The 11,152-nt window shown below is 72.4% G+C and carries 8 protein-coding genes; 5 read left to right on the top strand and 3 right to left on the bottom strand.

Annotated features, from left to right (window positions below):
- Nucleotides 1-6: 6 nt before the first annotated feature.
- Nucleotides 7-957 (bottom strand): NAD-dependent epimerase/dehydratase family protein, encoded by a 951-nt coding sequence (locus OG624_RS37845; RefSeq protein ID WP_033216306.1) that lies wholly within the window; start codon nt 955-957, stop codon nt 7-9.
- Nucleotides 958-1,048: 91 nt separating this feature from the next.
- Here OG624_RS37845 and OG624_RS37840 point away from each other — a divergent pair, with 91 nt between their 5' ends.
- The 5 genes from OG624_RS37840 to OG624_RS37820 all read left to right on the top strand — a co-directional run bounded on the left by OG624_RS37840 (nt 1,049) and on the right by OG624_RS37820 (nt 8,806).
- Complete coding sequence (locus tag OG624_RS37840) at nt 1,049-2,008, top strand: cyclase family protein (protein WP_033216304.1); 960 nt, start codon at nt 1,049-1,051, stop codon at nt 2,006-2,008.
- Between the two features lie 105 nt (nt 2,009-2,113).
- Nucleotides 2,114-4,897: a SpoIIE family protein phosphatase gene (locus OG624_RS37835; protein WP_371640493.1), complete on the top strand. Its 2,784-nt coding sequence runs from the start codon at nt 2,114-2,116 to the stop codon at nt 4,895-4,897.
- A 130-nt stretch (nt 4,898-5,027) separates the two neighbouring features.
- Nucleotides 5,028-6,578 carry a sugar ABC transporter ATP-binding protein gene (locus tag OG624_RS37830; protein WP_371640492.1) on the top strand — a complete coding sequence of 517 codons (1,551 nt, stop codon included), beginning with the start codon at nt 5,028-5,030 and terminating at the stop codon, nt 6,576-6,578.
- A complete protein-coding gene (locus OG624_RS37825; RefSeq protein WP_371640491.1) occupies nt 6,575-7,612 on the top strand; it encodes an ABC transporter permease in 1,038 nt (345 codons plus the stop codon). The genes OG624_RS37830 and OG624_RS37825 overlap by 4 nt, the downstream gene beginning before the upstream one ends.
- A gap of 33 nt (nt 7,613-7,645) precedes the next feature.
- Complete coding sequence (locus OG624_RS37820) at nt 7,646-8,806, top strand: substrate-binding domain-containing protein (protein ID WP_371640490.1); 1,161 nt, start codon at nt 7,646-7,648, stop codon at nt 8,804-8,806.
- Between the two features lie 60 nt (nt 8,807-8,866).
- Here the strand turns inward: OG624_RS37820 and OG624_RS37815 are convergent, their stop codons facing one another.
- Nucleotides 8,867-9,604: an NPP1 family protein gene (locus tag OG624_RS37815; RefSeq protein WP_051762988.1), complete on the bottom strand. Its 738-nt coding sequence runs from the start codon at nt 9,602-9,604 to the stop codon at nt 8,867-8,869.
- Nucleotides 9,605-10,197: 593 nt separating this feature from the next.
- A complete protein-coding gene (locus tag OG624_RS37810) occupies nt 10,198-11,067 on the bottom strand; it encodes an SDR family NAD(P)-dependent oxidoreductase (protein WP_051762847.1) in 870 nt (289 codons plus the stop codon).
- Nucleotides 11,068-11,152: the final 85 nt, after the last annotated feature.

Below are 11,152 nucleotides of genomic sequence, written 5' to 3'. Positions count from 1 at the left end.
GTCCTGTCACCCGTGTCCGCCGCCGGTCGCGAGTCGCTCGCGCCACCATGCGACGGTCTCCTTGACCTGCTCGTCGACGGGGGTGGACCGTACCGCGAACGCCGCTTCGTAGGCGCTCGAATTTACGACGAACGGACGGTCGAACTGGTAGCGGATCTCCTTCAACTCACGGATCAGCGGGGAGAACAGCGCGGCCACGCCGACCACGGCGGACGGCAGTCCGCGCACGGCCACCGGACCCGTTCCCGCTTGGGCGCAGAGTCGCCCGACCATCTCCCGTACGGACAGCGCCGGCTGGGTCGGTACGTGCCAGGCGCGTCCCCAGGCGCGCTCCTGGTCCGCGACCTCGACCAGCGTCCGGGCGACATCGGGGAGGTAGGTCCAACTGTGCGGGGCGTCCGGGTCCCCCAGTGTGGTGACGGGCTTGCCGCGCATCAGCGGTGGCACGACCCGTGCGGCCAGGTGGCCGCCGTCGGTGACGCCGGGTCCGAAGAAGTCCGAGGCGCGCACCTCGACGGCTCGGATCCGGCCCTGCTCGTGCAGTTCTCGCGCCTGTTCCCAGACCGCGGCGCGGACCCGCCCCTTGGTGCCGGTGGCCGCGAGCGGCAACTCCTCGGTCATGGGGCCGTCCACCGGGCCGTAGCCGTAGAGGTTGCCCAACATGACCAGGACCGCCCCGGTCTCCTCGGCCGTGGCGCAGAGCGAGGAGGCCAGCGGCGGCCAGTCGACGGCCCAGTGGTGGTAGGGCGGTGCCGCGCAGCTGTGGATCGCCGCCGCGCCGCGCGCGATCTCGATCAGCCCCTGGGTGTCCGTCGCGTCCAGCGCGACGTGTTCGATCCCGGGTTCCGGGCTGCGGCCCGATCTGGTGACGACCCGTACGGTACGGCCCTGTTCGGCGAGGAGCCGGGCGGTCGCGGAGCCGGCGGGACCAAAACCTATGACGACATGAAAGCTCACGTGCGCACACTAGCGCGGGCGATCGGCGCGCCCTTCCCCCGAGAACGTCTCCCGGCCAGCGCGGGGGCGCGGGGCGCCGGACACTGGGGAAATGAGCGGCAACCTTACCGATGACCAGATCGGCGGCCCCGCCAACGGGCCCGCCGTCTCCCGCGAGGAGTTCGACGCGCTGTTCGCGTCGGTCCGTACGTGGGGTCGGTGGGCGGCGGCCGACCGCGGGGCCTGGAACCGGGTGACGGCGCAGCACGCGCGCGGGGCCACCGCCGCGGTCCGGGACGGAACGGTCGTCCCGCTGGCACGACCCTGGGACACCCGCCCCGGGCCGGACAACACCAAGCCCGCCCTGCACTACATGTCCGACCTCGGCGACGTGCAGGCTCCGGAACCGTCCGTCTACAAGGACTTCCTCGGCGCGGACTACCACGGCAAGGGCGTGACGCATCTGGACGCGCTGTCACACGTCGCCTACCGGGGGCGACTGTACGACGGGCGCGCGGCGCGCGAGGCGGTCGACGCGGCAGGGGCCCGCTTCGGTGCGGTGTCGGCGCTCGGCGCCCTGGTCACGCGGGGCGTCCTGGTCGACCTGCCCGCCGCCCTCGGGGTCGAATGGCTCGAACCGGGTCGTGCGGTGCACGCGCGGGACCTCCTGGCCGCGGAGGAGGCCCTGGGGGTGACGGTGGGGGACGGCGACGCGGTGCTGCTGCGCTCCGGGGCACTGCGCCGGCGCCGGGAGGTCGGCCCGTGGAATCCCGACGAGGCGAGCGCGGGCTGGCACGTCCACGCCGTGCCGCTGCTGGCCGAGCGCGCCGTCGCGCTGCTGGGCGGCGACGGGGACAGCGACGTGCGGCCTTCGCCGGTCGAGGGCCTGCACTCCCCCGTCCACGCGCTCGCCGTGACGGCGATGGGGGTGCCCCTGCTGGACAACCTCGATCTCGAAGCACTCTCGGCCGCGTGCGCCGCGGCGGGCCGTTACGCGTTCCTGCTCGTCGTGGCGCCGCTGAACGTGCCCGGTGGGACGGGTTCGCCCGTCAATCCGGTCGCGGTCCTGTGACGGCCGGGACCGCTGATCACTTCGCTCCCACCCCTCATTGCCGAAATGTGAGGAATATACTCAAATCTGGTGATCGAGGGCGCGCCGGTGAGGGAAGTGATGCACATGGGGGTCGTCGGAGACCGCATCGGCCCCGTGCGCTTCCGTGACCGATTCCTGCAGGGCGAGTCGGTCGAGGGGAGCGTGAGAAGCCCGATCCTGAGTTCGTGGCAGCGCAGTCGACTGCTGGGGCTGTCGCCGGACCAGTCGGAGCTCCCCTTCGAGCAGGACATCGACCTGGAGGGTCCGCTGCTGCGCGCCGCCGAGCCCGTGCTCGACCGCCTCCAGGCCATCTTCGCGGGCAGCCAGACGAACATCAGCCTCGCCGACGGGCACGGCATGGTGCTCGCACGCCGCTTCGGCGAGAAGTCCATGGTCAGACGGCTCGCCCCGATCCAGATCCTCCCCGGGTTCGTCTTCGCCGAGCGGTTCGCCGGGACGAACGGCATCGGCCTCAGCCTCGCCGAACGCCGGCTGTGCCAGGTCTACGGCGCCGAGCACTTCGCCGAACGGTCCCAGGCGAGCGCCTGCACCGCGATCCCGCTGCGCGACCAGCTCAGCGGGCACATCCTGGGCGTCCTGTGCCTCGGCTATCCCTACACCGACGCGGACCCGGCGCTGATCCCCGTGGTGCGCAAGGCCGCCGAAGCCATCGAGCGACGGCTGATGGACCAGAGTTCGGCACGCGAGCACGGTCTGCTGCAGGCCTACCTCGATGCCGCGCACCTGGCCCGGAGCGGCGAGCACGGTCTCGACGGACACCCGGTCGCGATGGTCGACTTCCTCCAGAGCGAGCTGGAGCAGAGCGACCAGGCGACGCTCAAGGAGAAGGCCACGGAGCTGATGTCCGGGGACCGGCGGGCCGCCGCCGAGGTGCCCCTGTCCCGCGGCCGGTGGGTCACCCTGGTCAGCCGCCCCGTGACGAGCGCCGCCGGGGTGGAGGGGGTCGTCGTCGAAGCCCTGCTGCCCGAGGACTCGGAGCGGCACGCCCCCGCCCCCACCCACCCGCACGCCCCCGCCGCCGGGCCGCCGCCCGCGTTCCGGCCCCACGTCGCTCCCGGTCCCGACCCGGCGGGCGTCCGCGCGCGCGGCGCACCACCGGCCGACGGACCCACCCGGGCCGGCCGGGTCAGAGGGCTGGTGCTGGTGGGCGAGCCCGAGGTGGGCAAGTACGCCGTCGCGGCGCGCCGGCGCCTGGAGTTGCTCGCCGAGGCCAGCAACCGCATCGGCACCACCCTCGACGTGAGCCGTACCGCCTGGGAGCTCGCCGAGACGGCCGTCCCGAGGTTGGCCGATTTCGTCACCATCGACCTGCCCGCGGGCGTCCTGCTCGGGGAGGAATCCCCGCACCCCACCGCCGAGATGCACCGCACGGTGGTCCACGGCATTCGCGAGGACTGCCCCTTCTATCCGGTCGGCGCGCAGGTCAGCCTGCGGCCCACCACGCCCCACATGCGGTGCATCGCCACCGGGCAGCCGGTCCTCGAACAGGATCTGAAGGCCGCCTTCGGCTGGATCGCCCAGGACCCCCAGCACGCCGAACTGCTCCTGGCGCACAACATCCACTCCCTCATCACGGTCCCGCTGCTCGCCCGTGGCGCCGTCCTCGGCGTCGCGAGCTTCTACCGCTCGCAGGACCCCGCCCCGTACGGGGACGACGACCGCTCGCTGGCCCAGGAACTCGCCGCCCGCGCCTCCCTCTGCATCGACAACGCCCGCCGCTACACCCGCGAACACACCCTTGCCCTCTCCCTGCAGCGCAGCCTGCTCCCCCGCGGGCTCCCCGAGCAGAGCGCCGTCGAGGTCGCCCACCGCTATCTGCCCGCCGAGTCGGGCGTGGGCGGCGACTGGTTCGACGTCATCCCCCTGTCCGGAGCCCGGGTCGCCCTGCTCGTCGGCGATGTCGTCGGCCACGGACTGCACGCCGCCGCGACGATGGGCCGGCTGCGCACCGCCGCCCGCAACTTCGCCGAGCTGGAGCTCGCCCCCGACGAGCTCCTGACCCACCTGGACAACCTGATGGTGCGCCTCGACCGGGAGGAGGGCGGGGACGGTCCCGACTCCGCCAGCACCGGCATCGTCGGCGCCACCTGCCTGTACGCCATCTACGACCCCACCTCCCAGCTGTGCACGATGGCCCGCGCCGGCCATCCGCCGCCCGCGCTGGTCCGGCCCGACGGCGCCGTGGCCCTGCTCGACCTGCCCGCCGGCCCCCCGCTGGGCCTCGGCGGCCTGCCCTTCGAGTCGGTCGAGATCCTGCTCCCGGAGCACAGCCAGCTCGTCCTCTACACCGACGGGCTCATCGAGGACCGCCACCGCGACGTCGACGTGGCCCTCGATGCCCTGAACCGGGCACTGGCCCACCCGGACCGGGCTCCCGAGGACACCTGCCAGGCCGTCCTCGACGCCGTGGCACCCGAGCACCCCGCCGACGACATCGCGCTCCTCGTCGCCCGCACCAACGCCGTCCCCGCGGACCGGATCGCCACCTGGGAGCTCGACGCCGATCCGGCCCTGGTCTCCGAGGTCCGCGCCGCTTCCGTGAGCCAGCTGAACCGGTGGGGGCTGGAGGAGTCCGCCTTCGCGACGGAACTGCTGCTCAGCGAGCTGGTCACGAACGCCGTCCGGTACGGGACCGCGCCCATCCGGGTGCGCCTGATCCACGACCGCAATCTGATCTGCGAGGTGCACGACGCCAGCAGCAGCGCCCCGCGCATGCGCCAGTCGGCGACCACCGACGAGGGCGGCCGCGGCCTGTTCCTCGTCGCACAGCTCGCCCAGTCCTGGGGCACCCGCTACACCACCGGCGGCAAGGTCATCTGGGCCGAGTGCAGCCTGGCCGCGGCATGACCCCGCGCCCCCGGCCGTTCGGCCATTGGGGTCAGACCCCGCGATGACATGCCGGGAATGCCCCACCACATCACCGTAGAGTGCCCCGTACCGTCGGGAAGAACTCGGAGGCCGACCCCCGGAGAAGTCTGTGCATGACGCTCCCGACACCTGGGCGAGCCCACCCTCGCACTCCGGTGCCGCACCACTCGTCCGCGTGCGCGGCCTGAGCAAGCGGTTCGGCGGCACGCTCGCCCTGGACACGGTCGACCTCGACCTCCACCGCGGTGGCGTCCTCGCCCTGCTCGGCCCCAACGGAGCCGGAAAGTCCACCCTGATCAAAGTGCTGGCCGGGGTCCTACGGGCCGACGCCGGTGAGGTGACGGTGGCCGGTCATCCCCTCGGCAGCCACGCCGCGACCCGGAACATGTCCTTCATCCACCAGGACCTCGGTCTCGTCCCGTGGATGACGGTGTCCGAGAACATCGCCCTGGGCACCGGCTACCCCCGCCGCCACGGACTGATCTCCTGGCGACGGACCCGGGAGCGCTGCGACGAGGCCCTGCGGATCGTCGCCGGACACCTGGACGCCGACGCCCGGATCGCGCGCCTCGGCCCCGCCGAGCGCTCGCTCGTCGCCATCGCCCGCGCCCTCGCCACCCGGGCCGAACTCATCGTGCTGGACGAGCCGACCGCCACGCTCCCGGCCGCCGACTGCGCGCGGCTCTTCGACGTGCTCCACACCCTGCGCGACCGCGGCCACGGCATCCTCTACGTCAGCCACCGGCTCGACGAGGTCTACCAGGTCGCCGACACCTTCGCCGTGCTGCGGGACGGCCGGCTGGTCGATCGGGGCCCCCTCGCCGGTCACAGCCCGGACCGGTTGGTGCGCGCGATCGTGGGCCACGCACCGGCCCGCCGGACACCCGGTGCGCCACCGGCCGCCGGCGCACCCCTGCTGCGCCTCGACCGGGTGCGGACCGTGGCCTCCGGAGAGGTCAGCCTGGACCTGCGCGCCGGAGAGATCCTCGGCATGGTCGGCCTGACCGGCGCCGGCCACATGGAGTTGGGCCGCGCCCTCGCCGGCGCCCGGCCGATCCTCGGCGGGCGGGTCCTGCTCGACGGCCTGCCGTACCACCCGCGTACGGTCCACTCCGCGCTCGACTCCGGCGTCGGTTTCGTGGCGGCCAACCGTCAGGAGGAGGGCTGCGCCGCCGACCTGACCGTACGGGAGAACTTCCTGGCGAACCCGCGCGCGGCCGGTGTCCCGGCGGCGCACTGGATCAGCCCCCGGCGCGAACGCGGCGAGGCCACCGCCCTCATCGACCGGTTCTCGGTGCACCCCCGCGACAGCGAGGTGCCCATCGCCACCCTGTCCGGCGGCAACCAGCAGAAGGTCATGGTCGGCCGATGGCTCCGGGGCCACCTGCGCCTGCTCGTCCTGGAGGAGCCGACCGCCGGGGTGGACATCGGGGCCAAGGCCACCATCCACCGGCTGCTCGACGACGCACTGGCCTCGGGCCTGGCGGTCCTGCTCCTCTCCACCGATTTCGAGGAGGTCGCGGACGTGTGCCATCGCGCCCTGGTGTTCGTCCGCGGGAGGGTGAGCACCGAGCTGAGCGGAGCGGCCCTCACGGTCGCCGAACTCACCCGGACCGCCTCGGCCATGCCCGCGATCACCGGACCCACGACGGACCGATGACCATGCCCCCTTCGCCCTCGCCGTCCCCCTCGCCCTCGTCGCCCGATCCTGCTGCGCGGTCCCCGCTGGACCACCTGCGGGGGCACCACATCGGCACCTACGGCCTGCTCGTCCTGGCCGTCCTGCTCTTCCTGGTCTTCTCCCTGGTCCTGCCGGACACCTTCCCCACCCGCGACAACGTCTCCTCGATCCTGTCCAACCAGTCGATCCCGGCCATCCTGGCCCTCGGCGCGACCATCCCCATCGCCACCGGCAAGTTCGACCTGTCCATGGGCTACGGCCTCGGCCTGGCCCATGTGATGGTGATGCAGCTCATCGTCGACACGGGCTGGCCGTGGCCGCTCGCCTGTCTCACCGTGGTCCTCGGCGGGGCCTTGGTCGGCGTCCTCAACGGCGTCATCGTCGAGTACGTGCGGATCGACTCCTTCATCGCCACGCTCGGCACCGGCAGCATGATGTACGCGGTCACCGGCTGGATCACCGACGGCTCCCGCATCGTCCCCGGCCCGGACGGCCTGCCCACCGCCTTCACCGGCCTCTACGACTCCCGCTTCCTCGGGCTGCCGCTGCCCGCCTACTACGTCCTGGCCCTCGCGGCCGCGCTCTGGCTGGTCCTGGAACGGTTGCCGCTCGGCCGGTACATGTACGTGATCGGCTCCAGCCGGCGCACCGCCGACATCATCGGCATCCCCAGCCACCGGTACTCCGTCTACGCCTTCGCCGGATCGGGCCTGGTCACCGGCCTCGCCGGGGTCCTCCTCGCCGCCCAGCAGCAGACCGGCAATCCGACCGTCGGGCTGGACTACCTGCTGCCCGCCTTCGTCGGCGCCCTGCTCGGGTCCACCACGATCAAACCCGGCCGCGTCAACGCCCTCGGCACCGTCGTGGCCGTCGCCGTCCTCGCCATCGGGCTCGCCGGCATCGGCCAGCTCGGCGCCAACTTCTGGGCCACCCCGCTGTTCAACGGCGCCACCCTGCTCATCGCCGTCGGCCTGGCCGGCTACTCCGCCCGCCGCCGGCTGCGCACCCCCTAGAAAAGTTCGTACGCGCACCGCGTCAGGAGCACCGTGTACCCGAACGACTCGCACCTCCGCTCGCAGCTCAGGACCCCGCTCACGACCGCGGCCCTGCTGACGGCGGCCGCCACCCTCCTCGTCGGCTGCGGGAGCGGTGGCCCCGCCACCGGCGCCGCGCCGCCCAAGGCAGGCTGCCCCACCGCCCTCGCGAGCGCCGGGGCGGCCGTCGCGCGGGCCGAGAAGGCCGACACCGCGTGGCACGGCCCCACCACCGGCCCCGCCGCGGTCCCCGGCAAGTCGATCGTCTACGTCGCTCAGACCATGACCAACCCCGGTGTCGCGGGCGTCGCGAAGGGCGTCGAGGAGGCCGCGAAGGCCATCGGCTGGCAGGTCCGTGTCATCGACGGGGACGGCACCCCGGCCGGTATCCAGGCGGCGCTCAGCCAGGCCATCACCCTGCGGCCCTCGGGCATCGTCATCGGCGGCTTCGATCCCCAGCTGACCTCGCAGCAGATGGCGCGGGCCGAGGCGGCCGACATCCCGGTGATCGGCTGGCACGCGGTGGGCTCCCCCGGCCCGAGCGAGAATCCCAAGCTGTTCACCAACGTCACCACCAAGGTGGAGGACGTGGCGCGGATCAGCGCGGACTGGATCATCGCCCGGTCCGCGGGCGACGCCGGGGTCGTCCTCTTCACCGACGACTCGATCCCGTTCGCCAAGAACAAGGCCGAGCTGATCCGCAAGGAGCTCGCCACCTGTTCCGGCGTACGACTGCTGAGCTACGAGAACATCCCCATCCCCGACGCCGCGAGCCGCACCGGGCAGGTGGTCTCCTCTCTGCTCTCCCGCTTCGGGGACGACTGGACGTACTCCGCCGCCATCAACGACCTGTACTTCGCGGACGCGGCGCCGGCCCTGCGGGCGGCGGGCCGGCCGGGCTCCGGGCCGCCGTTCAACATCGGCGCGGGCGACGGCGACCCCTCCGCCTTCCAGCGGATCAACAGCGAGCAGTTCCAGGCCGCCACCGTGCCCGAGCCGTTGAACCAGCAGGGCTGGCAGATCGTCGACGAGTTCAACCGCGCCTTCGCCGGTCGACCGGCCAGCGACTACGTGGCCCCGGTGCACATCGCCACGGCCGACAACAGTGACGGTGCCACGTCCTGGGACCCGTCCGGATACCGCGAGGGGTACCGCAGGATCTGGGCGGGCTGACGACAGGCGTCGCCACCGGCACCGGTCCCGCTCGGTGCGAGGACGGTGCCGGTGCCGGTGTCACTGGTACGGGTCGAAGGGGATGCCGGCCGGCTTGGCCTCCGCCAGGTGATTGGCGAAGGAGTCGTCCCTCAGGCCGAAGTGCGCGCTGCCGAAATCGGCCGCGGTGAGCTTCTCGCGCACGGTCGCCGGGTAGCCCGACCATCCCACGAGCGTGGGGAACTGCCAGGTGCCGCGGTGGTTCTCGGGCGGTTCGTCGTTGGTGTTCGCCGCGCGGAAGCAGTGCGTGCCGATGCCGTCCTTGTGGTAGACGATCTTGGGGTGGTTGCCGTCCCAGCGGATCCGGTCGCGCGCGTGGATGTTGAAGTCCCCGTGGGCGGAGGTCGCGACGTACTTGGCCTCGTCGCCCTGGATCCACACGACCACGTGCTCCCAGTCGTGGCGGTGGCCGCCGAGCTCGATGCCGGGAAGGGCCTGGTCCTTCTCGAAGTACAACGCGTAGAGGACGGCGCACCAGCCGTTGTTGCACTTCCAGCGGGAGTAGCCGTTGGTGTTGGCGAGGTCCGAGGCGTCCCGGCAGCTGCCGTTGAGGGCGCCGGTGGGCCTGAGCCCGCCGTTGAGGACTCCGTTCGCGCTGATGGCGGGGGTCGGGTAGCAGCCGTCGGTGTCGTAGTCGTAGGCGGGCTGGTAGGTCAGCTCGATCGCTTCGGCTTTGCCGGGGAGCGCCGGGGGCGGCGCCGCGAAGGCCACCTGGGGAACGGCGACGACCACCGCGAGGGCGGCACCGACGACCACCATCGATCGCCGGATGTGACGGTTCGTCCGCAAAACGGGCCTCCTGGCCGGCCGGGTGCGAGGGTGGCGGACGCATCGCGACGGAACACCGTCGACCGACACGCCGCGAGCATCATTCGCGAACCGGGGCGACACGGCAAGAGGCCGGGCAGACTCCGTTCCTTGCGCACCGAAGGTGCGCAAAGGCCTTGTACACAATAAAAATTGACGGATTGTCAGGACTGGGCCGGACATTTTCCCCGACGGATGGGGTCCGTTCGCCGGCGCTCAGCGGCGGGTTCTCGTCGCGCCGGGCAGCACGACAGCCCGGTGATCGGTATGTCCGTCACCGGGCTGTGTGGCCCGCTCGACCGGGCCGGGCCCCGCCGTCCGTCAGATGGGCGTCAGCCGAGGGTGTTCATCAGGATGATCGCCAGGAGGTCCAGGAGGATGACGGCGACGACGGCGCCGATCATGAACCAGGCCTTGCGTGATTCGTCCATGCCCACGGGTCACCTCCCGGCCGGGGCGGCCGCCGCGCGGTCCGGGGACCACGCGAAGGACTCGTCCACCTCCGGCCATCATGACCCGATTCCGGGCGGGCCGCTCGCGGCAGGTCAGGCGACCCAGGCTCCGGTCATTCCGACGACCGCCGAGCCGTCCTGGTCGACCAGCTTGTTCCCCGTGAAGTCACGGGCCCACTGAGAGGTCTGGATACGGAAGGCGGGCCGCTCGACGGTGAGCGCCTCCATGACGGACTCGGCGGCGCCGGCGGGCGTCTGCGCGCCGTTCATGAACTGGCCGACGGTGCGCTCGACGTAGTGGCGCAGCGCGTCGGAGTACGGGCCGGCGGCGGCGATCCGGGCTTCCAGGTCGAGGCCGATGTTGTTCACGAACTCCGTCGCGACGGCGCCGGGCTCGATGACGGACACGCTCACACCGACGGCGCCCGCGACGGGGGCCAGGCTCTCCATGTATCCCTCCACGGCGAACTTCGCGGCGCAGTAGGCCTCGTTGAAGGGCTGGCCGATGACGCCGCCGACGCTGGTGACCGTGATCAGCCGGCCGCCGGTGGCCCGCAGGTGCGGCAGCGCGGCCTTGGAGACGTTCAGGACGCCGAAGAAGTTGACCTCCATGACCTCGCGGACGTCGGCGACGGATTCGAGCTCCAGGGTGCCCACGTGCCCGGCGCCGGCGTTGTTGACGACGGCGTCCAGCCGGCCGTAGTCCGCGACGACACCCTCCACGGCGGCGGTGACGGAGGCCTCGTCGACGACGTCGAGCTGCCGGATGTCGATCTCGACACCGGCCTCGACCGCGGCCTTGCGCAGGGCGTCGGCGCGGCCGGTGTCACGCAGGGTGGCGACCGTACGCCAGCCCGCCCGGGCGGCGGCGATCGCGGCGGCCAGGCCGATACCGGAGGAGGTACCGGTGATCAGGACGGTGCGGGCGGGGGTGGTGGAGTCGGAGGCGGGGGTGGTCGACATGGCGGGGCCTTTCGCAGGGGGGATTTATGTGCGTGCACACACACCATAAAATTATGTGCGTGCGCACGCAAGCTCTAGACTGCCG

The organism is Streptomyces virginiae, assembly GCF_041432505.1.
GTDB lineage: Bacteria > Actinomycetota > Actinomycetes > Streptomycetales > Streptomycetaceae > Streptomyces > Streptomyces virginiae_A.
Note: the sequence above shows the minus strand (reverse complement) of the source record. Positions and strands in the feature narration are given on the sequence as shown.

Coding starts and splice junctions, on each gene's coding strand:
- OG624_RS37810 (WP_051762847.1), bottom strand. CDS start 11,067: ATGTCGACCACCCCCGCCTCCGACTCCACCACCCCCGCCCGCACCGTC.
- OG624_RS37835 (WP_371640493.1), top strand. CDS start 2,114: ATGGGGGTCGTCGGAGACCGCATCGGCCCCGTGCGCTTCCGTGACCGA.
- OG624_RS37815 (WP_051762988.1), bottom strand. CDS start 9,604: ATGGTGGTCGTCGGTGCCGCCCTCGCGGTGGTCGTCGCCGTTCCCCAG.
- OG624_RS37825 (WP_371640491.1), top strand. CDS start 6,575: ATGACCATGCCCCCTTCGCCCTCGCCGTCCCCCTCGCCCTCGTCGCCC.
- OG624_RS37840 (WP_033216304.1), top strand. CDS start 1,049: ATGAGCGGCAACCTTACCGATGACCAGATCGGCGGCCCCGCCAACGGG.